Raw genomic sequence first — 26,144 nt, forward strand, 5'->3', positions numbered from 1 at the left:
GTGGCCCCGGCTCTTGCCGTGGGCGGGCAGCCGTCCGCACACTGGTCGCAGGGCGCACCCGGGGGCACACCGTGGGTGATGAACCCTGGTGCCTGGGGGGACGATGGAGTCGCAGCGCCTGGTCGACGCGTCCCCGGTGCTGCGCCTGCGCCGGTGCCGCGAGTTCGTTCGGAGCCTCGACGAGGTCGAGGACTTCGCCGGTGTGCGGGACGTCGTGCTGCCGGGGTTGGCCGGACTGCTGGGGTCCCACCTGGCCGTCTACCACGAGGTCGACCGGCGGACCGGCCGGGAGGTGGCGCTCGGGTGGCCGGCCGAGACCTACCGCGCGGAGCTCCTGGGCGGCTACCCCTCGGTCATGGCGCAGCACCCGATCGTCGCCTACACCATGGCCCTGCCCGCCCTCGGCGAGCCGCTGCGCACCACGGACCTGGTCAGCCGGCGGGAGTGGCAGGCCAACGCCGTCTACCGCGAGGCGTACCGCGAGCTGGGCGTCGACGACCAGATCGCCTTCGGCGCCACCGACCACGGGTCCGCCTTCAGCGGGATCAGCGTCGGTCGCTCCGCCCGGTCGTTCACCGACTGGGAGCGCGACCTCGTCTCACTCGTGTCCCCGCACGTCGTGGCCGTGCTCCGGCACGCCCGGCGCTCCCCGGTGGAGGTGCCGGCGCTCCAGGTCGCCCCGCTCGTCGTCCCGGCGACCGTCGGCGGCCGGTCCGCTCCGGCCGGTGCCACCTCCGCAGTGCCGGCCGGTGCCGCCTCCGCCCGGCCGGCCGGTGTCGCCCTCACCCTGCCGGCCCCCCGGCGTGGGACGACCGGGGGCGACCCGCTGACCCCGCGGGAGCGTGAGGTGCTGCGGCTCATCGCCGAGGGCCGGTCGAACCAGCGCATCGGCCGCGAGCTGTACCTCAGCCCCAAGACCGTGGAGACCCACGTCGCCGCGGTCTTCACCAAGCTGGGCCTGCCCCTCCACCCGGACGACAACCGCCGTGTGCTGGCGGCGCTGGCCTGGCTGCGGGCGAACTGAGCAAGCGCCCCGTCCTCCCACCCTTCGCCAGCTCGAGGCGGGACCCTGCAGCGGGCCCGGAGCAGCGGGTCCCCTCAGAGCAGGTCGAACTCGTTGAACGCGGCGCCGCCGGACAGCCGCGCGTAGCCCGGCCCGCGGTCGAAGAACGGCTCGTCGCCGGTGCGCGCGTCCCGCACCTCCCGGCGGAGCCGGCCGGTCGCGGCCTCGTCGCAGGTGCCGTCGTCGGCCACGACGACGCCGTAGTCCTCGCGGGCCCCGGCAACGCTCACCTTCCGCCAGGCGACGTCGCGCAGCACCTCCTCGACCGGCCGGTCCAGCGGGTCGCCCCACCCGCCGCCGCCCGTCGTCCGGATGCGGACGACCGTGCCCGCCGCCAGGGGCTCGGCGTCGGCGAGCGCGTCGACGTCGTGCTCGTCCGGCCCGCCCGGGTCGACCGTGATCCGGAACGGGCGCCCGGCGCGGCCGCCGGCGACCCCCCAGCAGGACAGGATCGAGCGGTCGGCGATCGACATGAAGTGCGCGTCCCGCAGCACCCGGATGTGCTTCTCGTAGCCGCAGCCGCCCCGGTACCGGCCCGGCCCCCCGGAGTCCAGGGCCAGCCCCAGCCGCTCCACCCGCAGCGGGAAGCGGCTCTCGGTGAACTCGGTCGGCAGGTTCCGCGAGTCCGGGACGACGTGGATCGTGTCCTCGCCGTCGGCGTAGTACCGCCCGCCCGACCCGCCGCCGAGCACCTCGCGCATCAGGTAGGGCTCACCGGCCTCGTCGACGCCGTACACGCCGGTGTAGCGGATCGTCTCCTGGTCGGCAGGCATCCGGCCGCCGGTCGCCTTGGCCAGCACGCCCGACAGGACGCCGAGCAGCCGCAGGATGACGAACGTCCGCGCGTTGGTCGGCGCGGGGAAGACCGGCGTGAGCAGCGTGCCCTTCTCCGGGAAGCGCATCTCGATCAGCGGCACGACGCCCTCGTTGACGTCGAGCTGCGCCATCCGCTCCGGTGTCTCGGCGAGGTTGCGCAGGATCGGCGCCAGCCACTTCTTGAGGAAGTTGCCGTCGGCGTAGTCACCGCAGTGGTTGATCGGGCCCTTCGCCTGCGGCCCGGTGCCGGTGAAGTCGATGACCAGCGGGACGTCGGCCGTGCTGTCCATGGTCAGCGTGATCCGCTGGCGGTGCAGCTTCGGCGGCTCCACGCCGTCGTGCTCGGCGTAGTCCTCCCAGACGTAGGTGCCGTCGGGGATCTGCGACAGCACCTCCCGGCGGTACACCTCGGTGGAGTTGGCGAGGATGGCCTCGAAGCAGGCCTCCACGGCGGCCACCCCGTACCGCGCGAACAGCTCCCCGAGGCGACGCGCGCCGGCCAGGCAGGCCGAGCACTCGGCGTCGAGGTCGGCGGCCAGCGAGTCGGGCATCCGCGAGTTGCGGGTCATGATCGCCAGCGCCGCCTCGTTGCGGACGCCGCGGTCCCACAGCTTGATCGGCGGGACCATCAGCCCCTCCTCGTAGACCGAGGTGGCCGCCGACGGCATCGAGCCGGGCACCGCGCCGCCGATGTCGTCGTGGTGGCCGAACGCCTGCACGAAGGCGACGACCTCCGCCTGCGGACCGGCGGGGCCGTCCACCTCGGCGAACACCGGCACGGTGACGCACAGGTCGGGCAGGTGCCCGATGCCGCCCTCGGAGAGGTAGACGTCGTTGTGGAAGTAGACGTCGCCGACGTTCATCGTCTCGATCGGGTGGTCGCGCACCACCGGGTGCACCAGTGCCGAGTACGAGCGACCGGTGAGCTTGCGCAGCTTCCGGTCGTGGATGCCGGCGCGGAAGTCGTGCGCGTCGCGGATCATCGGCGACCGCGACGTCCGGCCGATCGAGGTCTCCACCTCGCGCTCGATCGCGGCCAGCGTGCCGGCCACGATCTCGACGAGCACCGGGTCGGCGTCCGGAAGGCCCATCAGGCGTCCCTCTCGATCAGCAGGTTCCCGTGGCGGTCCACGGTCGCGTGGAAGCCGGGGTGCACCGGCACGGTCGAGCCGAACTCCTCGATGACGGCCGGTCCCGGCACGACGTCACCGGGCGCCAGTCGCGGCCGGTCGTACGTCGGCGTCCCCACCCAGTCGCCGTCGAAGAAGACCGGCCGGGAGCCCGTGACGGCCCGGTCCGTCACGGGCCCGTCGGCCGGCGCGAGCTCCACCAGGTCCGGACGGCGGATCGGCCCGATCCCGCTCACCCGCAGGTTGACCCACTCGACGGCCTGGCGCGGGTCCTCGGCGAAGTCGTAGCCGTAGAGCACGCGGTGCGCGGCGTGGAAGCCCTCGCAGGCCTGGTCGACGGCTGCGGCGTCCAGGTCGCCGTCCGCTACCGGGACGCGCACCTCGAACGCCTGGCCCACGTAGCGCAGGTCGGCGCTGCGCTGCAGCCGCTGCCGGTCGCGGGAGAACCCCTCGCCGTCCAGCGCGGCCCGGGCGTCGTCCTCCAGCGAGGTGAACACCGACCGCACCCGGTCGAGGTCCAGGTCGGCGTGCCGGCTGATCGCCGTCTGCACGTGGTCGTTGCGGACGTCGACGGTCAGCAGGCCGAACGCGCTGAGGTTGCCCGGGTCCGGCGGGACGAGGGTGCGCGGCAGGCCGAGGACGTCCATCAGCCGGCAGGCCAGCAGCGAGCCGGAGCCGCCGAAGGTGGTCAGCGTGAAGTCGCGGACGTCGAGGCCCCGGGCGACGGTGACCTGGCGCAGCGCGTTGGCCTGGTTCCACGCGGAGATCTCCAGGATGCCGGTGGCGGTGCGCTCCAGGTCGAGGTCGAGCTCCTCGCCCAGCTGCTCCAGCCCGGCGCGGGCGGCGCCGACCGACAGCGGGATCTCCCCGCCGAGCAGGTGCGGCGGGATGCGGCCGAGCACCACGTGGGCGTCGGTGACGGTCGGCTCCGAGCCGCCGGACGGGTAGCAGATCGGCCCCGGGTCGGCGCCGGCCGAGCGGGGCCCGACCTTGAGCGTGCCCTCCGGTGACAGCCACGCGATCGAGCCGCCGCCCGCGCCCACGGTGACCACGTCGATCATCGGGATCTTCGAGGGGTAGGCGCCCACCGAGCCCTCGGTGGTGATCGCCGGCTCGCCGTCGACGACCACGGCGACGTCGGTGGAGGTGCCGCCGCCGTCGCAGGTGAGCACCCGGTCGAAGCCCGCCGCGCCGGCGACGAGGGCCGCGCCCAGCGCGCCGGCGGCCGGCCCGGACAGCACCGTGGTGATCGGCTGGTGCACGACCTCGGCGGCCGAGAGCACGCCGCCGTTGCTCTTCATCACGTAGAACGGCACGCCCGGCGCGATGCCGTCGAGCCCCTCCCGGATCGCCGTCACGTACGCGCCCACCCGCGGCTTGACCGCCGCGTCGACCAGCGTGGTCACCGACCGCTCGTACTCCCGGTACTCGCGCAGCACCTGCGAGCTCGCGCTCACCACCGCGCCGGGGTGCTCCTCGCGCAGGATCTCCAGCACGCGGCGCTCGTGGGCGTCGTCCGCGTAGGAGTGCAGCAGGCAGACGCCGATCGTGCCGACCCCGGCGTCGCGGAAGAACCGGGCGGCGGCGCGGGCGTCCTCCTCGTCGAGGGGCCGCACCTCCTCGCCGCGGGAGCCGAGTCGGCCGCGCACGGTGCGCACCAGGTCGGCGGGGACGATCCGCGGCGGCTTGACCCAGAAGTAGCTGTTGCCGTACCCGTCGGGTACCGACTGGCGGGCGATCTCCAGCACCGACTCGTAGCCCTCGGTGGTGAGGAAGCCGATCCGGTCCAGCTCGCCCTCGAGCAGCTGGTTGGTCGCGACCGTCGTCCCGTGGCTGACGGCGGTCACCGCGCTGCCGTCGAGCCCGAGCAGGCCGAGCACCTTGCGGACGCCGGTGAGGAACCCCTCCGCGGGGTCGGCCGGGGTGGACGGCGTCTTGGTGGTCGTGGTCCGGCCGGTCGCCTCGTCCACCGCGACGACGTCGGTGAAGGTCCCGCCGGTGTCGATGCCGATGCGGACTCGGCGCGGCTCCATGCCCGGATACCTTAGGGCTGAGATACCGGCGGTGGAAGCGTCAGCCGGCCGCGACCGCGAGCGCGGTCGTGACCACGACCAGCGCGATGCTGACCGGGGTGAGCGCGAGGGCGGCCACCCGGACCGCGGGCAGCCGCCGGCGCCGCACGGCGAGGACCGCGAGGACGGAGCCGACGAGCAGCAGCACCCCCTGGCCGATCCAGCCGGCGGTCAGCCAGGCGCTCGTCGTCCCGCACGGCGGGCACCCGGTCGAGGTGCAGCTGTAGGTGTTGGTGCAGTCGGTCATCACGCCGAAGCCGACACCGACGCTGCCGACGGTCGCGAGGAAGAGCACGACGGCGAGGGCGACGCCGAGCGGCGTCCACACCGTCCACGGGCGGACGCCGGAGGCGTGCCCGGGCGGGGTCATGCGGGCAGCCTGCCAGGCCGGTGGGCCGCCGACCTGCGGGCCCGCCGGAGGACCTGTCGCCGGAGCTACTGCTCCCCGGTCCCGTCCTGGAGGGAGCCGGCCGAGCGGCCGGCGTCCTCGACCGCGGCGCCGGCGGGGTTCGGGCGTTCGACGTCGTCCGCCCCCGGGCGTTCGCCGTCGCCCGTGCCGGACTCGACGTCGCTGTCGTCGTCGAAGCCGCGCAGCGCGTCGTCCGGAGCCAGGAAGGCGTCGTCAGGACCGGTCATGGCCTCTCCCTCAGTCGATGTGGACGTCCTTGAGCACTACCCCGCGGAAGGCGGCCAACCGCTCGGCGGCCGCCGTGACGACCTCCCGCGGCAGCGGGGTCCACAGCTGGACCGCCACGGTCAGCGTCGCGCCGGTCTTGCGCGGCCGCCAGGTGCCCGCGACCTCGCCGTCCGCCAGCACCGCGCCGGGCCGGCCGAGGACCGGCCACAGCGCCTTGGCCCGGACCGGGTCGTCGACCAGCAGCGGCCGGTCGCGGGCCTGCAGGAAGAGGTCGAACGGGCCGAGCAGGAGGACCCCGGTCGCCGGTGGGACGTCCCCGATCCGGGCGGCGTCCTCGGCGAGCAGCCAGCGCCGCTCGCCGTCCACCGCGACCTCGACGGCGTCCTCCGGCCAGCGGGCCCGCACGTCCCCGACCGGCGCGTCGAGGTAGCCGGCGACCAGCTTGGGCGTGGCCGGGCCGAGCAGCCGCAGGTAGCCGCGGACGACGTCCAGGTGCGGCGGCACGGTGTCGGCGGGGACCAGGCCCGGGACCGGGCGCAGCACCGGCGGCGAGGTGCCCGGCTCCAGCTCCAGCCCGGCGCGCAGCGCGGCCAGCCGGAACGGCATCTCGTGCACGTGCCTGGCGTCGCACGGCCGGCAGAACCGCAGGTGGGGCTCCGGCAGGAGCTCGGTCAGCCGACCGGACACCTCGCCCTTGACCATGGGGGCGGTGACCACCGACCGCATGGTCGCGGCCACGGCGTCCAGCCCCTCGAGGTTGCCGATCCCCGCGGCCGCGAGCGGCTTGGCCGCGTCGTAGATGCGCTTGCCGGCGTCCGCGTCGGAGAACGGGGCGGTGGCCGCGGCGACCCCGGGCAGGTCGGCCCGCCGGTACAGGTGCGGGGCGCCGCGGATCGTCCACGCGGTGGCGAGCTGGTCGTCCGCCGGCGTGGGGACGCCGCGGAGCGCGAGCGCCCACCGCCCGCCGTCCGGGCCGGTGTCCTGCACGCCGATGTCGAGCACGGCGGTGTCGTCGGGCGTGCCGGCCTCGCGGTCCAGCTGCTGCCCGCGCACCCGGAACGCGAGCACCTGCCCGCGCGTCACGGAGACTCCCACGGCCGCCACCCTCCGTCCTGGGCGGTCAGTCCACCAGGTCCAGCGCTGCGCCGACGATCGAGTCGGCGTCCAGGCCGTGGTGACGGTAGACGCTGGCCAGGTCACCGCTCTGCCCGAACGCGGTCACGCCGAGGTGGGTCCCGGGCACCCCGTTGACACCCGTCAGGAACGCCAGCGTGTGGGGGTGGCCGTCCAGGACGGTGACGAGCGGGGTGGCCCGGTCGCGCGGGAAGACCGTGTCGAGGACCCACGTCCCGGCGTCGTCGAGGCCCCGTCGTCCCTGCAGCGCGCGGAACAGCAGCCCGGGACTGGTCACGCAGACCACGTCGGCGCCGACCCCGAGCGCGTCGAGCCGGTCGGCGGCCGCCAGCGTCTCCGTCACGACGGCGCCCATGGTGACCAGCGTGACCGCCGGACGTCCGGCGCGGCGCAGCGCGTACGCCCCCGCGGTGACCTGCCGGCGGCGCCGTTCCCGGGCGGCGGGGTCGGTGGGGACGGCCGCGAGGGTCTGGTCGACCGGCCGGGTCGACAGCCGCAGGTAGGCCGAGCTGCCGCCGGGCCGCCCCAGCCGGGCGAGCGAGGCGAGCAGGCACCACTCGGTGTCCAGCACGAACGCCGGCTCGTAGGTCACGCAGCCGGGCTGCTCCAGCCCGATGGACGGCGTCTTGATCGACTGGTGCGCCCCGCCCTCGGGCGCGAGCGTGACGCCGGACGGCGTCCCGACCAGGATGGACTGGCCGCCCGCGTAGATGCCGAACGACCACGGCTCCAGTGCCCGCTCGACGAACGGGTCGTACATGACGCCGATCGGCAGCAGCGGCTGTCCCCAGCGGTTCCAGGTGGCGCCGAGCTCCCCCATGAGGCCGACCAGGTTGGTCTCGGCGATGCCCAGTTCGATGTGCTGGCCGCCGGGCTGCTCCCGCCAGTGCAGGATCGTCTCGGCGTCGTCGGCGAACCAGTCCGGTCGCTCGGCCGACGACCAGACGCCGACCTTGTTCACCCAGCCGCCCAGGTTGGTGCTGGAGCTGACGTCCGGGCTGACCGTGACGACGCGGCGGCCGGCCTCCGGAGCGGCCCGGTTCAGGTCGAGCAGCGCGCGGCCCAGCGCCGCCTGCGTCGTGGCGGTGCCGGTGGGGGTGCGGCCCAGGTCCGCCGGGACGGCCGGGACCTCGGCGGGGACCTCCTCGACGCGCCGCAGCCGGTCGGCGGCGTCGGCGAGCAGGCGGGCGGCCGCGCTGCCGGGCGGGGGGACCGCCCACGGGTCGGCGGGGTCCACGCCGAGGGAGTCGGCGAGCTGCCCGATCTGGGCCTCGGTCAGCAGCGCCGAGTGGTTCTGCGGGTGCCCCTCGGTGGCCAGCCCGTAGCCCTTCAGCGTGTAGGCCAGCACCACGGTGGGCCGCGTGTCGTCGATCTGCGCGAACGCCGACCGCAGGGCCGAGAGGTCGTGACCACCGAGGTTCCGCACCGCGGCGCGCAGGTCGGCGTCGGGCACGTCCGCGACCAGCCGGGCGATCTCGGCCGCGCCGGGGCCGTCCCCGGGGAGCGCCTCCCGCAGCTGCGCGGCGGTGCGCCGGAGCATCCGCTGGTACTCGGGGTTGGTCATCTCGTCGATCCGGTCGCGCAGGTGCGCGCCGCCGGGACGGGCGAAGAGCTCCTCCAGCAGGCGCCCGTACTTGACGGTCAGCACCTGCCAGCCGGCCGCCGCGAACATGCCCTGCAGCCGGGTGGCGCCCATCATCGGGACGACGCGGTCCAGCGACTGCCGGTTGAGGTCCACCACCCAGACGACCTCGCCCAGCTCGGCGACCATCGGGTCGAGGACGGCCTCCCACACGGCACCCTCGTCGAGCTCGGCATCGCCGACCAGGGACCACTGGCGGCCGCTCGCGCCCACCTCGCCGGGGCCGAAGTGGGCGCCGACGTAGCGGCGGGCCAGCGCCCCCCAGATCGGCGCGGTGGCCCCGATGCCGACCGATCCCGTCGAGTAGTCCGCCGGGACCGGGTCCTTGAGCCGGCTGGGGTAGCTCTGCAGCCCGCCGAACTCGCGCAGGCGGGGGAGGTGGGACGCATCGAGCTGGCCCAGCAGGTACTCCAGCGCGTGCAGCACCGGCGAGGCGTGCGGCTTGACCGACACGCGGTCCTGCGCCGACAGCTGCTCCAGCCAGAGCGCGGTCATGATCGTGACCATCGAGGCGCTGGAGGCCTGGTGGCCGCCGACCTTGAGGCCCGTCGGGTTCGGGCGCAGCCGGTTGGCGTGGTCGACGATGGAGGTGGCCAGCCAGAGCACCCGCTGCTCGATCTCCCGGAGTGCGCGGTCCTGCTCGCTGTCCTGGTGCGGCTGCGTCGCCGTCAGACTCATCCCCTGCTCCTCGGTCGTGGCCGGAGGGCCCGCCGGACCCCTCGGGTCGAGCACACTGCCGGGCCGGCCGACCGGGCTGGTCGAGCACCGCGTGGCCCGCGCCCCGGACGGCCGGCCGACCGGCCGTCCTGGGCGCCGGGCCGCGGTGGTCTCAGAGGACCTTGCCGGGGTTGAGGATCCCCAGCGGGTCGAAGACCGACTTGATCTGCTGCTGCAGGGCGTAGGACCGCTCGCCCAGCTCCGAGCGCAGCCAGGTCCGCTTGAGCAGCCCGACGCCGTGCTCCCCGGTGATGGTGCCGCCCAGGTCCAGGGCCAGCCGCATGATGGCGTCGAAGGCCCGCTGGGCCCGTTCGGCGGCGGCGTCGTCGCCCCGGTCGAACACCACCGTCGGGTGCATGTTCCCGTCGCCGATGTGACCGGGGCAGATGACGAACGTCCCGGTCGCGGCGGCGATCTGCTCCATGCCGGCCAGCAGGTCCACGAGCCGGGCGCGCGGCACGGCGACGTCGTCGATGAGCGTCGCGCCCAGTTCCTCGACCGCGGGGTTCACCAGCCGCCGGGCCTGCGTCAGCATGGCGGACTCGACGGCGTCCTCGGCGACGGCGACCTCGCTCGCCCCGAGCTCCTCGCAGATCGCCCCCATGGCGGCCACGTCCGCCGCGGCGAGGGGACCCCGGTCGGACTGGGTGATGAGCATGGCCTCCGCGTCGACGGGCAGGCCCATGTCGCGGTAGGCCTGGACCGCCCGGATGGAGGGCTTGTCGAGGAACTCCATCATCGACGGGCGCATCCCGGACGCCATGATGCGGGTGACGGCCGTCATCGCGTCGGCGGTCTTGGCGAAGACCGCCGCCATGGTCAGCGCCGGCTCGGGTGCCGGACGCAGGGCCAGCGTCGCCTCCGTGATGATGCCGAGCGTGCCCTCCGACCCGACGAGCAGACGGGTGAGGTCGTAGCCGGCCACGCCCTTGGCGGTGCGGCGCCCGACGCGGACCACCTCCCCGTCGGCGAGCACCACCTCCAGCCCGCGGACGAAGTCCGCCGTGACGCCGTACTTCACGCAGCACAGGCCGCCGGCGTTGGTGGCGAGGTTGCCGCCGATCGTCGACAGCTCCCAGGAGGAGGGGTCCGGCGGGTAGAACAGGCCGACCGCGGCCACGGCCCGGGACAGGTCGGCGTTGACCACCCCCGGCTCGACGATCGCGACCTGGTCGACCTCGTCGATCTCCAGGATGCGGTCCATCCGCACCATCGAGACCAGCAGCGCGCCGTCGACGGCGTTCGCAGCGCCCGACAGCCCGGTCCGGGCGCCCTGGGGCACGACCGGCACCCGGTGCCGGCTGGCCCAGCGCATCACGGCCTGCACCTCGGCCGTGGTCGTGGGCCGGACGACGCCCAGCGGACGCCCGGCGGCGCACGAGCTGGCGCTGTCGTGCCGGTAGGCGTCGCTCGTCGCCTCGTCGGTGACGAGGGCGCCCTCGGGCAGCAGTGCCGCCAGCTCGGAGATCGGTGCTGTCACGGTCGTGCCTCTTCCTTCCGCGGCGTCCGTGCCCCGACGGCCCGGGGCGTCGTGGTCAGGCGCCGATCCGGGCGACGGCCGAGACGCCGAAGCGCGCGGCCACCATGTCCTTGATGCCCGCCGGGAAACCGACCATCGAGGCGCGGTGCGGCGCGGCCAGCTCGACCTGCGCCTTGCCGTCCCCGGCGAAGGCGGCGGTGCAGCGCTCGGGCTCGGCGTTGGCCAGCACGAGGATCGCGCCGGTGGCGCCGACCGCGCCGCCCATGGTCAGCACGGTCGTCGCACCCACGTAGATGTCGCGGTCGAAGACCTCGAGCTCGTCGAGGAGCCGGCCGGCATCGCCGGAGGAGTCCTTGAGCCCGGTCACGGGCAGCTCCGGGAGCACCTCGACCGGGATGCCGGGGGAGGCGGCGAAGGGGAAGTGGTAGGCCAGCAGCGGCCGGTCGGCGGCGGCCTGCGCGACCCGCTCGTAGTAGGGCCGCGGGTCGGCCACCGCGGGCGGCGACAGCACCAGGGCGGCGTCGGCGCCGGCGTCGAAGGCCCGCGTGGTGAGGTCGGCGGCCTGGGCGCCCGTGGGTGCGCCGGTCCCGGCGAGCACCGGCACGTCCGCCGGCACGGCCCCCCGGACGGCGCTGATCAGCGCGCTGCGCTCGTCGGCGGACAGCGACATCGCCTCCCCGGTGGTGCCGGCGACCAGGACCGAGCGCATGCCCAGGTCCGTCAGCCGGACGGCGAGATCGGCGGTGGCGGTGGTGTCGAGGCGGCCGTCGTCGTCGAAGAGCGTGACGAGGGCGACGCCGACACCGGTGAACAGCGGGGGCATGGGGTTCCTCTCGGGAGTGGGGGAGGACCGGTTCAGCCGGCGACCGTGGCGGGGGCGGCGGCCAGCTCCGGGGCCAGTTCGGACAGCAGCCGCAGGACCAGTTCCGCGCGCCGCACGCGCTCGCGGCCCAGGTTCTGGGCCATCGCGCCGATGTGCGCCCCCACCGGGTAGATGTTGGGGGCGTTGCGCAGGCCGAGCTTGAGGTACACCGGGGCCGCCACGCGCACGACCTCGGGGACGTCGTAGAACCGGACGGCGCCGCCCTGGTCGTCGGGCACCTCGACGTACATGTCGATGGGCACCGTCGTCGCCGCCCGGATCTCGGCGATCTGCGCGACGGTCAGGTCCGTGGAGATGTTGAGGCTGGTCGCCCCGACCTCCTCGTACAGGGCGGCGGTCGGGCCGTTGGACAGCGGCATGAGCACCGACGTCTTCAGCACGAGGTCCTCGGGCATCCGGCCGTCGCGCTTCATCCGGCCCAGCAGCGCGAGGACGCCGAGGTCACCGATCAGCAGGCTCCGGACGCCGAGCCGCACCGCGCGCTCGGCGTCGCAGAGGGAGGCGGCCACGGCGGCGTTCCCGCGGGCGGCGGCGCCGACGGCCGCCGACACCTTGGTCTGGCCGCCGATGTCCCAGGAGCTGCGCGGACCGAGGAACAGGTTGACCTCGACGTCGTGCTCGGCGCCGAGGGCGACCATCCGCTCGATCTCGGCGTCGGTCAGCATCATGACGCCGCTGCCCTGGGAGACGCGGTGCACCGGCACGCCCCGGCGGTCGGCCTCGTCGAGGACGGCCGCCATGACGTCCGGGCCCTCGCAGCTCGGGATCTCGATCCGGTAGCGCGAGCCGTCGGGGAACCGGCCGGCCGAGTCGGCGCCGTCGGTGAGCACCGGGTGGCCCAGGCCGGCACAGAGGCTGTGGATGTGCTGCAGGGTCATGACCGGCCCTCCGTGAGTGCGACCTCGGCCGTTCCGATGGTCGTCCGCGTCCCGTCCGCGCCCGCCGTCCAGACCTCGAGGACGACGCGGTCGCCGTCCCGGCCGGTGACCCGGGCTCCGCAGCTGACCGGCTCGTCGCGGAAGTCCATGCCGCGGTAGCTCACGTCCAGGACGGTGATCCGGCCCCGGCCGGCGAACCACTCCTCGACCAGCCGGCCGAGCCAGGCGGTCTTGAGCAGCCCGTGCACCGCGAGCTCGCGGTGGCCGCGCTCCCGGGCGAAGGGGATGTCGTAGTGCATCTCGTAGAAGTCACCACTGGCGCCGGCGTACTGCACGAGGGTCCGCAGCGAGGCGGTCTCGGTCCGGACGAGCTCGTCGGGCTGCTGGTCGGGAGCGCTCATCGCCGCACCCGCGTCCCGACGTGGCGGACCGCCAGCGTCCCGTCCGGCAGCCGGAACTCCGTGACGAAGGTGAGCAGGGCGAGGGTGCCCGACCGCCCGCTCTTCTCCTCCACCCCGGTGAAGGTCAGCTGCGAGGTCACCTCGTCGCCCAGCCGCAGCGGGCGGTGCACCTCGAACCGGTCGCCGCCGTTGATCCAGCCCAGGCCGTAGGCCAGCGCCTCCGGCATGGTCGGGGGCTCGGTCAGGAAGCAGGCGGTGAGCGTGACCGGCACCTCGGTGCCGTCCTCGTCCGCGCCGATGGCCCGCCGGTAGTCCCGGAGGTGGCGCCGTTCGACGACGTCGACGCGCTCCGGTCCGGTCCAGCCGACCGCCGCCTGCAGCGCCTCCAGCGGGGTGGTCCCCCCGTCAGGCGTGTCCGTCACGCCGCACCGCCTCCTCTTCCTCACGGATCCGGGCGAACCACGCACGGGACTCGGGCGAGTGCCCTTCGGCGTCGTCCTCGATGCTCAGCAGGAACGTCCGCTGGCCGTGGTGGGCCAGCGTGTGCGCCATGCCCTCGACGTCGCCGGCCTCGACGAGGTCCATGAGCGGCCGGTGGCGGGCGGCGTCCTGGCGGGCGGTCTCGATCCCGGCACGGGCCCGGCGGTTCATGGCCATGCACATGCGCAGCTGCAGCGACAGCGACCGGTAGACGTCCTCGAGCCGCCGGTGCCCGGCCAGTCCGACGATCGCCAGGTGGAAGGCGAAGCTGCTCGCCACCACCCGCGGTGCGCCCTCCTCCGCGGCAGCGGCCTCGAGGTCGGCGAACGCCTGCCGCAGGCGGTCCAGCCGCTCCTGCGACCGGACGGGGACCCCCAGCCGGACGGCGATCTGCTCGATCTCCTCGCGCAGCGACACGATCTCGTAGATGTCGTGCGGCGTGACCGGTGCGACGACGGCGCCCTTGCGGGGCGTCTGCACGATGAGCCCCTCCTGCTCGAGCACCCGCATCGCCTCGCGCAGCGGAGGGCGGCTCACGCCCAGCTCCTCGGTCAGCCGGTTCTCGACCACCCGGTCCCCGGGCCTCAGGTGGCCGCTGAGGACCATCTCGCGGAGCGCCTCGGCGGCCAGGGCCGACATGCTCGGGGGTGCCGCGATGCGGCGCGCGGAGGACACGGGGTCCGGCACTGCCGTCACGGTGTTCCTCCCTTCCTGGTCCCGGAGTGGTGCCGCTGCGCTGCGGTTCCTCGGTGTCGACGTGCCTTCGTAACGGTTGTGCCTGTGAGGCTTGTCATATCCGTCTGCCTTTTGTAGACAGTAGTCCATCCGCTGTGAGGTGCACCACCTCCGGCACCGCGAAATCTCGGAACGGAGGCTGCTGATGGCGGTCGAACCGACAGGCCCGCTGGGCGGCGTCACGGTGCTCGAGGTGGGCGCCTTCATGGCCGCCCCCTTCGCCACGATGCAGCTCGCCGACCTCGGTGCCCGGGTCCTCAAGGTCGAGAACCCGACCGGCGGCGACCCGGTCCGGGCGACCGGCCCCTTCCTGGACGGCGAGAGCTCGCCGTTCGTGCGGCTCAACCGGAACAAGGAGTCGGTGGCCCTCGACCTGAAGTCCCCCGAGGGCAAGGAGGCGTTCCTGCGGCTGGCCGCGCGCGCCGACGTGCTGGTGGAGAACCTGCGGCCCGGCGCGATGCGCGGGCTCGGCTTCGGCTACGAGGCGATCCGCGAGGTCAACCCCCGGATCGTCTACGCCTCGGCGTCCGGCTGGGGCCAGGACGGCCCGCTGGCCATGCTGCCGGGCCTCGACATCATGGCCCAGGCGCGCGGCGGGCTGATGAGCATCACCGGCACGCCGGACGGCGACCCGGTCAAGATCGGCGTCCCGATCTGCGACCTGGTCTGCGCCCTGTACGTCGCGCTCGGGGTGACCGCCGCCCTCAAGGAGCGCGACCGCTCCGGCGAGGGCCAGTACCTGGACGTGTCCCTGCTGGAGAGCGGCGTCTCGTTCGCCATCTGGGAGGCCGGCAAGTACTTCGCGACCGGTGAGGTGGGTCGCCCGCTGGGGTCGGCGCACCAGAGCACGGCGCCCTACCAGGCGGTGCGGACCGCCGACGGCCACGTCACGGTCGGCGCCGTCACCCCGAAGACGTGGAAGGGGCTGTGCACGGCCCTGGGGCTCGAGGAGCTGCTCGACGACGAGCGCTACCAGGAGGCCTCCGCGCGGCACGGCCACCGGGACACCCTCATCCCGGCGATCGAGGCGGTCACCACCACCCGGACCACCGCCGAGGTGGTGTCCGCGCTCGACGAGGCGGGCGTGCCGTGCGCCCCGATCGCCGACTACGGCCAGGTCTTCACCGACGACCACCTGGACCAGCGGGGCTACTTCTGGGACGCCCCCCACCCGACCCTCGGCCCGGTCCGCCAGCTCGGATCGCCGATGCGCCTGTCGCGCACCCCCGCCCGTCAGGACGGCGCCGGTCCCCAGCTGGGGACCGGGACCCGCGCGGCCCTGGAGTGGGCGGGGATCCCGCCCACCGAGATCGACGCGCTCATCGAGTCCGGGGTCGCCGCCGACCCGGCCCACACCGTGGCGGCCACCCCCGACGTCACCCCGCTCCCCGCCGACGACCGACCCCTCTGAGGAGCCCTCCCATGACCAGCACACTCGCACCCGGTGTCCAGGGCGTCCTGGAGCGCACCGTCGAGGTCGAGCACTGCACCCGCCGCGGTGGGTACGACATCTTCTCGACGCCCAACCTGGTCCTCCTGCTGGAGGAGGCCGCGATCGAGGGCCTGGCCCCGCACCTGCGGGACGACCAGGCCAGCGTGGGCAGCAAGGTCGACGTCGCGCACATCGCCCCGACGCTGCGGGGCCAGACCGTGCGGGCGACCGCCACCGTGACCGAGGTCGACCGTCGCCGCGTCCTGTTCGACATCCGCGTCGAGGACGACGCGGAACTGATCGGCCACGGCACGCACGAACGGTTCGTCGTCGACCTGCCCTCGTTCGAGGGCCGGCTCGCCGCCAAGGCCGAGCAGCTCCGGTGATCCCGCGCCACCCGATCCGCCCCAACCGACGAGGAGTTCCTGTGAAGCGCACGCGTTCGGCCGTCCTGGCCACGACCTCGGTCCTGGCCCTGTCCCTCGCCGCCTGCGGCGGTGGCGAGTCCGCCGGTGGCTCGTCGGCCGGCGGCGGTGGGTTCACGCCGCGCGGCGACGTCACGATGATCGTGCCGTTCGGCGCCGGAGGCGGCAGCGACCTCGCGGGCCGCGCGACCGCCACCATGATCGAGGCCGCGAACGGGGACGTGAACGTCAACGTGGAGAACCGCGAGGGTGGCTCCGGTGCCGTCGGCTACTCGAACTTCCTCGGTCAGGCCGGCGACGCGGAGACCCTGCTCGCCACCGAGACGGCGCTGCTGGCCCTGCCGATCAGCGGTGACGTCGAGTTCGACTACACCGACTTCACGCCGATCATGAAGCTGGGCGACGACTACACCCTCATGATCGTCAGTGCCGACAGCCCCTACCAGACCTGCCCCGACGTCGTCGAGGCGGCCAAGGCCGAGCGGATCACCGCCGGCATCAGCGGCATCACCGGGCTGGACAACATCGTCTTCACGCTCACCGAGCAGCAGACCGGCGTCGAGTTCGACCGGGTGCCCTTCGAGTCCGGCGGCGAGCTGACCGCCGCCCTGCTCGGCGGCCAGATCGACATCGCCTCGCTCAACCCGGGCGAGATCATCGGTCAGCTGGAGGCCGGCGAGGTCAAGGCGCTGTGCGCCTTCTCCGAGGAGCGCTACGCCGACTACGCGGAGCTGGCCGACATCCAGACGGCCAAGGAGCAGGGCATCGACGTCGCCTTCGCCCAGTTCCGCGGCGTGCTCGCGCCCGGCGGCATCGACGAGGCAGCCCGCCAGTTCTGGATCGAGACCATGCAGGCCGCCGTCGAGACCGACGAGTACCAGAAGTACATCGAGGAGAACTACCTGCAGGCCAACACCGCTGCCGGAGACGAGTTCGTCGAGTACCTCGAGGGCAACAACCAGCTGCTGAAGCAGGTCCTGGGCGGATGACCGCGCCAGCGGCCCGGCGGGGCATCGCGGTCGAGCAGGCCGTCGTGTACGGCCTGCTCACCGCCCTCGGCCTCGGCGCACTCGTCATGGCGCTCGACTACGGGCTCTTCCTCGAGGAGTCCCGCGTCGGGCCCGGCCTCGTGCCCGCTGTGGTCGGCGGCCTGACCGCGCTCATCGCCGGCTGGGAGCTCATCGCGACCCTGCGCGGCCACCGGACCCCGCACGACCAGGGGCTGGCCGAGGTCGTCGCCGCCGCTGCCGTGGACGCCCCCCGGGGCGGCGCCTCGTCGCAGAGCGCCGCCCCGGGGGGTCCCCCCTCCGGCAGCTCGGGGTCCATGTCCCCGGACGGCGGCCCGGTCCAGATCCTCGGCTCCGGCCCGGGTCCGGACGACGTGGACATCTTCGGGCGCACGCCCGAGGACCGGAGCCGCCAGCTGTGGACGGTCAGCGCCGCGCTCGTCGTGGCGGCCCTGCTCGTCCCGCTGCTCGGGCTCCTCGGCTCGCTCTTCGTCCTGTCGGTGTTCGTCTCCGCGGTGGTGGAGCGGCGCGGCTGGGTGCCCTCCCTCGTCGTGTCGTTCCTGGCGGTCGCCGCCGTCTACGGCGTCTTCGTCGGGTTCCTGGGCGTGCCGCTGCCCACCGGGCTGATCGGCATCGGGGGCTGACGTGCTCGACAACCTCGTCCTCGGCTTCTCGACCGCGCTGAGCTTCGAGAACCTGCTCTGGTGCTTCGTCGGCGTGCTGGTCGGCACCGTCATCGGCGTCCTGCCGGGTCTCGGGTCGACCACCGGCGTCGCGGTGCTGCTGCCGCTGACGCTCTCCCTCGAGCCGGTGACCGGCCTGATCATGCTGGCGGGCATCTACTACGGCTCCCAGTACGGCGGGACCATCACCTCGGTCCTCATCTCCACGCCGGGCGAGGCGTCGAGCGTGGTCACCACGCTCGACGGCTACCAGATGGCACGGCAGGGGCGGGCGGGGGCGGCCCTGTCCATCGCGGCGATCGGGTCCTTCGTCGCGGCGATCATCTCGCTCGCCCTGCTCGTGGCGCTGGCGCCGCCCTTCGCGGAGTTCGCGCTGGACTTCGGTCCGCCGGAGATGCTGGCCGTGATGGTCCTCGGCCTCGCCACGATCGTCAGCTTCGCCGGCGACAACCGGAGGCTGGGGCTGCTCATGGCGCTGGTCGGGCTGCTGATCGCGACCGTCGGCGTCGACCCCGGCAGCGGCACGTCCCGGTTCACCTTCGGGTCCATCTACCTGCTCAGCGGCATCCCGTTCGTCGAGGTCATGATCGGCCTGTTCGCGGTGGGCGAGGTGCTGTACCAGATCCGGCAGGGCGCTGCGGCGCCGATCCGTGCCGGCTTCCGGGAGCTGATGATCAGCCGTGCGGACCTCCGCCGCTCCGGGGGCCCGATCCTGCGCGGCAGCTTCCTCGGCTTCGTCTTCGGCATCCTGCCCGGGGCCGGCTCGACGCTGGCCTCGTTCATGGCCTACGGCATCGAGAAGCGGGTCTCCAAGCGGGGCAAGGAGTTCGGCACGGGCGCGATCGAGGGCGTGGCCGCTCCGGAGGCGGCCAACAACGCGGCGGCCAACGCCAACTTCGTGCCGACCCTGACCCTCGGCATCCCGGGCGGTGCCACCACGGCCGTCCTCCTGGGGGCGTTCATGATCTACGGCATCCAGCCGGGTCCGCTGCTGTTCGACGAGCAGCCCGACCTCGTCTGGGGCCTGCTGGCGTCCTTCTTCATCGGCAACGTGATCCTGCTGTTCCTCAACCTGCCGCTGGCCCCGGTGTTCGCCCAGCTGCTGCGCGTGCCCTACGGCTACATGTACCCGCTGATCCTGCTGACCAGCCTGGTCGGCGCGTACTCCATCACCAACGGCATGTACAGCGTCTGGGTGGTGCTGGTCTTCGGCGTCATCGGCTACTTCATGAAGCGGCTGGACCTGCCCATGGCTCCGCTGGTCCTCGGCCTCGTGCTCGGCCCGTTGTTCGAGAAGGCGCTGGTCCAGACCTCGGCGATCGGCGACGGCAACCTGCTCGTCGTCTTCACCCGCCCGCTCGCGCTGGTGGTCCTGGCGATCGCCGTCCTCCAGCTCGCGGCGCCGAGCATCATGGCCCGGCTGCTGCGGCGCCGTGCCACCACCCGTTCCCGGCGGTCCGACCCCGCCGACAGCACCCCGGAGGGTTCCACCCGTGGATGAACCAGAGCTGCTCGTCACCCAGGACGGCGGCGTCCTGACCGTCACGTTCAACCGCCCCCGCCAGCGCAACGCGATGACCTGGGGGATGTACGAGGGTCTCCACGAGGCCTGCGAGAAGGCCGACGCCGATGACGACGTCCGGGTCCTCGTCCTCAAGGGGGCGGGGGACAAGGCGTTCGTGGCCGGCACGGACATCGGCCAGTTCGCCGACTTCCGGGAGGGTTCCGAGGGCGTCGCGTACGAGGAGAAGATCGCCCGGATCGTCAACCGGCTGGAGGACGTCGACGTCCCGACCGTCGCGGCCATCCGTGGGTTCTGCGTCGGAGGCGGCCTGGGCATCGCCTCGGTCTGCGACCTGCGGATCGCCACTCCCTCGGCCCGCTTCGGCATCCCCATCGCGCGGACCCTGGGCAACTGCCTCTCGATGAACAACTACTCGCTCCTGCTGAACCACCTGGGCCCGGCCCGGACCCTGGACATGCTGCTGCGGGCGCGGCTGTTCACCGGCGAGGAGGCGGCAGCCGCCGGCTTCGTCGCCGAGCTGTGCGCCGAGGAGGACCTCGACACGGCCACGGACGCCGTCGTGACGACGCTGCTCGGGCACGCGCCGCTGAGCATGTGGGCGGCGAAGGAGGCGGTCCGCCGCATCCGCCGGGCCACCCTCCCCGACGGCGACGACATCGTCAGCCGGGTCTTCGCCAGCGAGGACTTCCACTCGGCGGTCGCCGCGTTCGCGACCAAGCAGCCCGTCGTCTGGCAGGGCCGGTGACGGACCCCTCCGCCACGGGGCGGGACCGGGTGGCGCCGCGGCCGGAGCCGGTCGCGGCCACGGAGGACGAGGAGGACGGCCGATGACCCACGTGGTCCGCTACGAGTCGGAGGGGGTCGTGCTCGTCGGGGTCCTCGACGGCGGGGGCGTGCGTTCCGTGCCGGGGGTGGGGTCGATGGCCGGGCTGCTCGCCGGGGACCTCGCCACGGCCAGGTCCGCGGTCGAGGCCGCCGCCGGGCAGCCGGCCGTCCCGGTGGGGGACGTGCGGCTGCTCCCGCCGGTCGACGGGCTGACCGAGGTCTGGGCCTCGGGCGTCACCTACGAGCGGTCGATGGACGCGCGCGTCGAGGAGAGCCAGGTCCAGGACGTCTACTCCCGGGTCTACGCGGCGGACCGGCCCGAGCTGTTCTTCAAGTCCGCCGCCTGGCGGGTGGTCACCGACGGCGAGCCGATCGCCGTCCGGCCCGACTCCGCGGTGACGGTGCCCGAACCGGAGATCGCGGCCGTCGTCACGGCGACCGCCGAGGTGTTCGGGTACACCGTGTGCGACGACGTCTCCTCGCGGGACATCGAGGGCGAGAACCCGCTGTACCTGCCCCAGGCCAAGGTCTACGCCGGGAGCTGCGCCCTGGCTCCGGGGATCCGGCCCGCGTGGGAGGTGCCCGACCCGTCGGCGCTGGCCATCGAGCTCCGCGTGACCCGGGACGGTGCCACGGTGTTCGAGGGGTCGACGACGACGGCCCGGATGCACCGGTCGGTGGCCGACCTCGTCGCCCACCTCGTGGCGGCGCAGGACTTCCCGGCCGGAGCGGTGCTCTCCACCGGGACCGGGATCGTGCCGGGCCTGGACTTCACGCTGCTCGAGGGGGACGAGGTGCAGGTGACCGTCGAGCACGTCGGGACCCTCACCAACCCCGTCGGCACGCTGGCGGCCGCGCGGGCGGCTGCCGCACGACGCGTGCCGCCCGGAGCCGTCCGATGACGGCGTCCCCGGCGCGCCCGACGGCGCGACGCTGAGGTGAGGACACGCCGGTGACCGTCCCCGCGAGCGCGGGGGCGGTTCCCGGCGTGCGGTGGCCGGGGGACGACGGCGTCAGCGCCTGGGCCGGCCGATGCCCACCACGTACAGGACGAGCAAGGCGGCACCGGGGACGCTCAACCAGATCCACCAGGGGTAGATGCCGCCCTCGCTGGTGACCGTCACCAGCCCCCACACCACCAGGTTCACCGCGGCGATGCTCGCCCAGACGATCGTCAGCACCCGCATCGCGGTGCCGGCGTCGTCGTCGGAGAACCGCCGGCCCAGCGGCGGCGGGGCCGGCGGCTCGGGCGGCAGCTCGGGCAGGTCGCGGGTGACCCGCGACAGCTCGCCGCGGGTGCGGGCGGCCCAGGCCGACTGCACGCGGGTGTCGAACTCGTGCAGGTCGAGCTGGCCCGCGGCGACGGCGCGGCGCAGCCTCTCCTGGACGGCGGCCCGCTCGGGGTCCGACACGCGCAGCTCGTCGGGGTGCACCGGCTCGACCACGTGCCGATCGTGGCACCGCGACCGGACGCCGTGGGCGGTGCGACGCGCGGTCCGACTCCTGCGGTGCCGTCGCCGCTCCTGCGGTGCTGCGGTGCCGCAGGAGCGCGCGGGAGACCGCGGGAGCGGACTCACCCCTCGGCGAGCGTGCGCAGGATCCGGGCCAGCGCGGCGCGGTCGGCGGCGTCGAGGCGGGCGAACAGGTCGCGGTTGTCGGCGGCCCGGGCGGCGGCGATCTCCTGCTGGACCCGGCGTCCTCGGGCGGTCGGCGTGAGCACCACCGCCCGCCGGTCGGTCGGGTCCGGCGTGCGCTCGACCAGGCCGCGGGCCTGCAGCGCGTCGGCGACCTCGGTGGCCGAGCGCGGGGCGATGTGCAGCGCCTCGGCCAGGTCGGACAGCCGCGTGCCGGCCCGGTCGGTGACGACGCGCAGCGCGCGGGCGTGGTGTGGCGAGAGGTCCCAGGGCGCCAGCGTGTCCCGCCACCGCCGGCGCTGCCCGCGGGCGGCCCGCACGAGCAGCTCGCCCAGCGCCTCGGCGTCGTCCTCCGGCATGACGGGGATCCTACCGACGACCGCCTGGTTGCCTCATGGTGAGGTAGCCTCAGTATCGAGGAGGTGGTCGCCATCGACGACACCAGAGGACCGGGCGGCGGCGGGCGCCCGGGGCGCACCGCCGACCCGGCCGACCGCGCCCAGCTCGAGCGCCACCCGGTGCCGCTGCGCCGGGTGACCGCGCTGTTCGCCCCCTACCGCTGGCAGGTCGCCACGGTCGTGGGTCTCATCGTCGCCTCGTCCCTGGTGGCGCTGGCGACGCCGTTCCTGGTCCGGCTGGTCATCGACGAGGCCCTGCCCCGCGAGGACGTGCGCCTGCTCGTCCGGGCGGTCCTGGGGATGCTCGCCGTCGCCGCCACCACCGCCGTCCTCGGCGTGGTGCAGACCTGGCTGTCGACGACCGTCGGCCAGCGGGTCATGCACGGCCTGCGGACGGCGGTCTTCACCCACCTGCAACGGCAGTCGCTCGGCTTCTTCACCCGCACGCGCGGCGGGGAGGTGCAGTCGCGGCTCACCCACGACATCGCCGGCATGCAGTCGGTGGTGACCTCGACGGCGACGTCGCTGGCGGCCAACGCCACCACGGTGGTCGGCACGGTGGCGGCGATGGTGGCGCTGTCCTGGCGGCTGTCGCTGCTCTCGCTGGTCGTCCTGCCGCCCGCCGTGCTGCTGACCCGCAAGGTCGCCCGGATGCGCCGCACGGTCACCGCGCAGCGCCAGCGGCACCTCGCCGACATGCACGCGCAGGTCGAGGAGGGGCTGTCGGTCAGCGGTGTGCTGCTGGGCAAGACCCTCGGTGCCGGGCCCGCCCAGTCGCGCCGCTTCGCCGACACGTCGGCCGACCTCGTCGGCCTCGAGGTGCGCGCGCAGCTGGCCGGGCGTTGGCGGATGGCCACGATGAGCATCGTCTTCGCCGGCATCCCGGCGCTGATCTACCTGGCCGCGGGCCTGCCGGCGACCTCCGGCGGCATGACGATCGGCACGCTGGTCGCCTTCACCGCGCTGCAGGGCACGCTGTTCCGCCCGCTCATGGGCCTGCTGGACGTCGGCGTGCAGGTCACCGCCTCGATGGCGCTGTTCAGCCGGGTGTTCGAGTACCTCGACCTGCCGGTGGAGGTCGACGACCCGGCCGATCCGGTGCCGCTGGATCCGGCGGACGTGCGCGGCGAGGTGCGGCTGGAGGGCGTCTCCTTCACCTACCCCGACGGCCACCGGCCGGCGCTGGACGGCGTGGACCTGACCGTCCCCGCCGGGACGGCGCTGGCGCTGGTGGGGGAGACCGGCTCGGGCAAGAGCACGCTGGCCTCGCTGGTCGCCCGCCTGGCCGACCCGACCGCCGGCCGGGTGACCGTCGACGGCGTCGACCTGCGCGACCTCTCGCTGGCCACGCTGTCGCGGGTGGTCGGCGTCGTCGCGCAGGAGACCTACCTGCTGCACACGACCGTGCGGGAGAACCTGCGGCACGCCCGGCCCGACGCGACCGACGCCGAGATGGAGGACGCCGCGCGCCGGGCCCAGGTCCACGACGTGGTCGCCGCGCTGCCCGACGGCTACGACACCGTCGTCGGCGCCCGCGGGCACCGCTTCTCCGGCGGCGAGAAGCAGCGGCTGGCCATCGCCCGCACGCTGCTGCGCGACCCGCGGGTGCTGGTGCTCGACGAGGCCACCAGCGCGCTGGACACCGGCACCGAGCGGGCCGTGCAGGCCGCCCTCGACGAGGCCAGCCGGGGCCGGACGACGATCACCATCGCCCACCGGCTGTCGACCGTGCGGCACGCCGACCGGATCGCCGTCCTGGACGCCGGCCGGGTGGCCGAGAGCGGCGCCCACGACGAGCTGGTCGCCCGCGGCGGCCGGTACGCCGCGCTGGTGGCCGCCGGCGACCGGGACGTGCCGGTGGCGGCCTAGGGCCTGGGCTCCCACAGGCCGTCCAGCGCGGGGAACACGGCGAACAGCAGCAGCGCCGCCGCGGCGAGGACCAGCAGGAGCGCCGTCGTCCCCCGCACTGCGTGCGAGCCGGGCAGGTGGCGCCAGATCCAGGCGTACACGGCTCAGACCTCCTCGAGGGCCGCGGGGCCGTCCGGGGCCTCGGCCTTGCCGACCGAGGTCTCGAGCTCGCCGTGGACGACGAGCCGCTCGCGGGTGGAGAACTTGGGGTGGCAGGTGGTCATCGTCAGGAAGGCGCCGGTCGCCTCGCCGTTGGCCGCTCCGCCCGGAGTGGGGGCGACGACGCTGCTCTGGCTCGGGTCGACGACGGTCGTCGTCGTCACCCGGTAGACGTGCCAGGCGTCCACGGTCTCCACGACGACGGGGTCGCCCGGCCGGAGGACGTCCAGGGCGATGAACGGGCTGCCGCGGCCGACGCGGTGGCCGGCCATGGCGAAGTTGCCCCGTTCGCCGGGCATCGCCGAACCGGCGTAGTGGCCGGGGCCGTCCTCGAGCTCGTCCGGGTCGGTCCCCTCGACCACGGCGCGGGTCCAGTCCTCGCCGAAGCGCGGGACGTGGACGAAGGCGAAGGCCTGCCCGGAGTCGGGCTCCGCGTCGGGCGTGCCGGACGTCCAGTCCTCGCGGAGCTCCTCGGCCACCTGGTCCTGGGCCCGGTCGCTCCAGAGGTCGGTCACCCACACCTCGTAGACCACGAAGAGGAGCAGCACCGCGCCGGCGGTGACCGCGAGCTCGGAGAGCCCGCGCAGGATCGTGCGGGTCATCGGTCCCCCTGTCCGATGGCGCGTCCCGCCCGCCGGGTGCCGACGGGCGGGACGCGGGAGGTCACGGTCAGGACGCCGAGCCGGCCCTGCGGCGACGGCTCAGCAGCAGCCCGGCGCTCCCGCCGGCGAGGACCAGTCCGCCGACCGCGGCCAGGCCCAGGACGTCGGCACCGGTGTCGGGCAGCGGGGTGCCGTACTCGGTCGGCGCGGGCGGGTCCGTGGGGTCGGTCGCCGGGACGACGACCTGGCGGCTGGCCGTGGTGGACGCGCCGTCGTCGTCGGTGACGGTCAGCGTGACGGTGTAGGTGCCGGGGGCGGCGTACTCGTGCACCACCTGCTGGCCGGTGGCGGGCGCCGAGCCGTCGCCGAAGCTCCACGTGAAACCGGTGACCGCGCCGTCGCTGTCGGCCGACCCGGCCGCGGAGAAGGTGAAGGTCGTGCCGGTGCCGGTGGCCGTGACGGCGGCGATCGGCGCCTGGTTGGCCGGGTCGCCACCCGGGGTGCCACCCGTGTCGCCGCCCGGGGTGCCACCCGTGTCGCCACCGGGGTCGCCGCCCGGGTCGGTGCCCGCGCCGGAGCCGAACCGGAAGTCGTTGCAGCCGAAGGTCAGGCCGTGGACCACGACGTCAGCGCCCGGCTGGTAGAGGAGCTGGAAGCCGAGGCTGGTCACCGTCGCGTCGGGGTAGACGGCGCTGATCTCGACGAGGGTGGCCTCCTGGCTGCTCTCGGAGTCGAGCTCGGCCAGCGGGCCCAGCGCGCTCCACCACAGGTCGGCCGGCTCGCCGGCCTCCGGCTCCCAGTACACGAGGATGGCCTGGGCGGGGTCGTCGCCCGCGGGCCCGTCGAGGTCGACGTACAGCTCGTACGTCGGGTGGTTGCCGACGGGCTGGCCCGGGGCGAGCGTGGTGTCGAGGTCGACGTTGGACTGCGCCGTGGCGTCGGCCAGCGGGATCTCGAGCCCGTCCATGAAGTAGGAGGCGTAGGCGGCGCTGCGCGGGTCGTCCTCGGCCGACGGCATCGTGAGGCGCAGCCCGTCCGTCCGCATCTCCGCGGTCGCCCCCTCGCCCACGCCGGTGAGCGCCCCGGTGAAGGCCCCCTCGAGCCCGGCCAGGTCGAGCGGGGTGACCCCGCAGCCGCTCGCCGAGGCGATCCCCGGTGCGACCGTGCCGAGCACGGCGAAGGAGCCGAGACCCAGTGCTCCTGCGGCGATCAGGCTGGTGGTGCGCTTCATGACAACCCCCGTTGTCCGGTGGACGTGCGAGGGCGGGTGAGCCCGGCCCCCGTCGAGCTGGACCGACACTGACCGCCGGGCGAGGGGGAGGACACCCCCCGTTGACGCCGACCGCCCCTCCCCAGGGCTGGGGGCCGTCCGCCGCGCCGTCACGCATGGTCATCGAAGCCGATACTCTCCGGGGTCGTCGCTCCCCCTGGTCCGGGGGTTGACCGCGACGCCGATGAGGACCGGGCACGCGGGCCGT

Annotated in this window: 26 protein-coding genes; 9 read left to right on the top strand and 17 right to left on the bottom strand. The window is 74.4% G+C overall.

Annotated features, from left to right (window positions below; translation table 11 throughout):
- The first annotated feature begins 103 nt into the window (after window positions 1-103).
- Window positions 104-1,024 carry a helix-turn-helix transcriptional regulator gene (locus BMW27_RS23750; protein WP_245743664.1) on the top strand — a complete coding sequence of 307 codons (921 nt, stop codon included), beginning with the start codon at window positions 104-106 and terminating at the stop codon, window positions 1,022-1,024.
- A 74-nt stretch (window positions 1,025-1,098) separates the two neighbouring features.
- Here BMW27_RS23750 and BMW27_RS17225 read toward each other — a convergent pair whose 3' ends face one another.
- From BMW27_RS17225 to BMW27_RS17280, 12 genes are all read right to left on the bottom strand, one after another.
- Entirely contained in the window at window positions 1,099-2,970 is a 1,872-nt protein-coding gene (locus tag BMW27_RS17225; protein WP_091446219.1) for a hydantoinase B/oxoprolinase family protein, read from the bottom strand.
- Window positions 2,970-5,042 (bottom strand): hydantoinase/oxoprolinase family protein, encoded by a 2,073-nt coding sequence (locus BMW27_RS17230; protein WP_091446221.1) that lies wholly within the window; start codon window positions 5,040-5,042, stop codon window positions 2,970-2,972. The genes BMW27_RS17225 and BMW27_RS17230 overlap by 1 nt, the downstream gene beginning before the upstream one ends.
- 40 nt (window positions 5,043-5,082) lie before the next feature.
- Complete coding sequence (locus tag BMW27_RS17235; protein WP_091446223.1) at window positions 5,083-5,451, bottom strand: cytochrome c-type biogenesis protein; 369 nt, start codon at window positions 5,449-5,451, stop codon at window positions 5,083-5,085.
- A 65-nt stretch (window positions 5,452-5,516) separates the two neighbouring features.
- Complete coding sequence (locus BMW27_RS23495; protein WP_091446225.1) at window positions 5,517-5,717, bottom strand: hypothetical protein; 201 nt, start codon at window positions 5,715-5,717, stop codon at window positions 5,517-5,519.
- Window positions 5,718-5,727: 10 nt separating this feature from the next.
- Window positions 5,728-6,801 carry a winged helix DNA-binding domain-containing protein gene (locus tag BMW27_RS17245; protein ID WP_245743666.1) on the bottom strand — a complete coding sequence of 358 codons (1,074 nt, stop codon included), beginning with the start codon at window positions 6,799-6,801 and terminating at the stop codon, window positions 5,728-5,730.
- Window positions 6,802-6,838: 37 nt separating this feature from the next.
- On the bottom strand, window positions 6,839-9,172 hold the full coding sequence (locus BMW27_RS17250; RefSeq protein WP_091446227.1) for a transketolase-like TK C-terminal-containing protein: 2,334 nt from the start codon (window positions 9,170-9,172) through the stop codon (window positions 6,839-6,841).
- Between the two features lie 151 nt (window positions 9,173-9,323).
- Window positions 9,324-10,691 carry an FAD-binding oxidoreductase gene (locus tag BMW27_RS17255; RefSeq protein ID WP_091446229.1) on the bottom strand — a complete coding sequence of 456 codons (1,368 nt, stop codon included), beginning with the start codon at window positions 10,689-10,691 and terminating at the stop codon, window positions 9,324-9,326.
- Window positions 10,692-10,746: 55 nt separating this feature from the next.
- Entirely contained in the window at window positions 10,747-11,514 is a 768-nt protein-coding gene (locus tag BMW27_RS17260; protein WP_091446232.1) for a dihydrodipicolinate synthase family protein, read from the bottom strand.
- 32 nt (window positions 11,515-11,546) lie between these two features.
- Complete coding sequence (locus BMW27_RS17265; RefSeq protein ID WP_091446234.1) at window positions 11,547-12,452, bottom strand: U32 family peptidase; 906 nt, start codon at window positions 12,450-12,452, stop codon at window positions 11,547-11,549.
- Window positions 12,449-12,853, bottom strand: coding sequence for a MaoC/PaaZ C-terminal domain-containing protein (locus BMW27_RS17270; protein ID WP_091446236.1), 405 nt, complete (start codon window positions 12,851-12,853; stop codon window positions 12,449-12,451). The genes BMW27_RS17265 and BMW27_RS17270 overlap by 4 nt, the downstream gene beginning before the upstream one ends.
- Window positions 12,850-13,275 (bottom strand): FAS1-like dehydratase domain-containing protein, encoded by a 426-nt coding sequence (locus BMW27_RS17275; RefSeq protein ID WP_175486546.1) that lies wholly within the window; start codon window positions 13,273-13,275, stop codon window positions 12,850-12,852. The genes BMW27_RS17270 and BMW27_RS17275 overlap by 4 nt, the downstream gene beginning before the upstream one ends.
- Window positions 13,259-14,029 (bottom strand): GntR family transcriptional regulator, encoded by a 771-nt coding sequence (locus BMW27_RS17280; RefSeq protein WP_217638193.1) that lies wholly within the window; start codon window positions 14,027-14,029, stop codon window positions 13,259-13,261. Before BMW27_RS17280 ends, BMW27_RS17275 begins: the two co-directional genes overlap by 17 nt.
- Window positions 14,030-14,213: 184 nt before the next feature.
- Here BMW27_RS17280 and BMW27_RS17285 point away from each other — a divergent pair, with 184 nt between their 5' ends.
- The 7 genes from BMW27_RS17285 (at window position 14,214) to BMW27_RS17315 (ending at window position 20,867) form a co-directional block, all read left to right on the top strand.
- Window positions 14,214-15,479, top strand: a complete 1,266-nt coding sequence (locus BMW27_RS17285) for a CaiB/BaiF CoA transferase family protein (RefSeq protein WP_091446239.1) — start codon at window positions 14,214-14,216, stop codon at window positions 15,477-15,479.
- A gap of 11 nt (window positions 15,480-15,490) precedes the next feature.
- Window positions 15,491-15,886, top strand: coding sequence for a thioesterase family protein (locus BMW27_RS17290; protein WP_091446241.1), 396 nt, complete (start codon window positions 15,491-15,493; stop codon window positions 15,884-15,886).
- A 41-nt stretch (window positions 15,887-15,927) separates the two neighbouring features.
- Complete coding sequence (locus BMW27_RS17295; RefSeq protein WP_091446243.1) at window positions 15,928-16,914, top strand: tripartite tricarboxylate transporter substrate binding protein; 987 nt, start codon at window positions 15,928-15,930, stop codon at window positions 16,912-16,914.
- Window positions 16,911-17,576, top strand: coding sequence for a tripartite tricarboxylate transporter TctB family protein (locus BMW27_RS17300; RefSeq protein ID WP_091446245.1), 666 nt, complete (start codon window positions 16,911-16,913; stop codon window positions 17,574-17,576). Before BMW27_RS17295 ends, BMW27_RS17300 begins: the two co-directional genes overlap by 4 nt.
- 1 nt (window position 17,577) lies before the next feature.
- A complete protein-coding gene (locus tag BMW27_RS17305; RefSeq protein WP_091446247.1) occupies window positions 17,578-19,116 on the top strand; it encodes a tripartite tricarboxylate transporter permease in 1,539 nt (512 codons plus the stop codon).
- The gene (locus BMW27_RS17310) at window positions 19,109-19,885 is read left to right on the top strand and encodes an enoyl-CoA hydratase/isomerase family protein (RefSeq protein ID WP_091446249.1); all 777 of its coding nucleotides are present in this window, start codon (window positions 19,109-19,111) and stop codon (window positions 19,883-19,885) included. Before BMW27_RS17305 ends, BMW27_RS17310 begins: the two co-directional genes overlap by 8 nt.
- A gap of 82 nt (window positions 19,886-19,967) precedes the next feature.
- Entirely contained in the window at window positions 19,968-20,867 is a 900-nt protein-coding gene (locus BMW27_RS17315; protein WP_091446251.1) for a fumarylacetoacetate hydrolase family protein, read from the top strand.
- Between the two features lie 111 nt (window positions 20,868-20,978).
- On the opposite strand, the gene BMW27_RS17320 is transcribed toward BMW27_RS17315, so the two are convergent.
- Both BMW27_RS17320 and BMW27_RS17325 read right to left on the bottom strand, forming a co-directional pair.
- Window positions 20,979-21,410, bottom strand: a complete 432-nt coding sequence (locus BMW27_RS17320; RefSeq protein ID WP_175486547.1) for a DUF1707 SHOCT-like domain-containing protein — start codon at window positions 21,408-21,410, stop codon at window positions 20,979-20,981.
- Window positions 21,411-21,538: 128 nt separating this feature from the next.
- Window positions 21,539-21,958: a MarR family winged helix-turn-helix transcriptional regulator gene (locus tag BMW27_RS17325; protein WP_091446254.1), complete on the bottom strand. Its 420-nt coding sequence runs from the start codon at window positions 21,956-21,958 to the stop codon at window positions 21,539-21,541.
- Between the two features lie 63 nt (window positions 21,959-22,021).
- Here BMW27_RS17325 and BMW27_RS17330 point away from each other — a divergent pair, with 63 nt between their 5' ends.
- Window positions 22,022-23,866, top strand: a complete 1,845-nt coding sequence (locus tag BMW27_RS17330) for an ABC transporter ATP-binding protein (protein WP_091446256.1) — start codon at window positions 22,022-22,024, stop codon at window positions 23,864-23,866.
- On the opposite strand, the gene BMW27_RS23500 is transcribed toward BMW27_RS17330, so the two are convergent.
- The 3 genes from BMW27_RS23500 to BMW27_RS17345 all read right to left on the bottom strand — a co-directional run bounded on the left by BMW27_RS23500 (window position 23,863) and on the right by BMW27_RS17345 (window position 25,897).
- Complete coding sequence (locus BMW27_RS23500) at window positions 23,863-24,006, bottom strand: hypothetical protein (RefSeq protein ID WP_091446258.1); 144 nt, start codon at window positions 24,004-24,006, stop codon at window positions 23,863-23,865. The genes BMW27_RS17330 and BMW27_RS23500 overlap by 4 nt on opposite strands.
- A 3-nt stretch (window positions 24,007-24,009) precedes the next feature.
- Window positions 24,010-24,666, bottom strand: coding sequence for a class E sortase (locus BMW27_RS17340; RefSeq protein WP_091446259.1), 657 nt, complete (start codon window positions 24,664-24,666; stop codon window positions 24,010-24,012).
- 67 nt (window positions 24,667-24,733) lie between these two features.
- On the bottom strand, window positions 24,734-25,897 hold the full coding sequence (locus BMW27_RS17345; protein ID WP_091446261.1) for a PKD domain-containing protein: 1,164 nt from the start codon (window positions 25,895-25,897) through the stop codon (window positions 24,734-24,736).
- Between the last annotated feature and the right edge of the window lie 247 nt (window positions 25,898-26,144).

The organism is Geodermatophilus poikilotrophus (assembly GCF_900111455.1).
GTDB classification, from domain to species: domain Bacteria; phylum Actinomycetota; class Actinomycetes; order Mycobacteriales; family Geodermatophilaceae; genus Geodermatophilus; species Geodermatophilus poikilotrophus.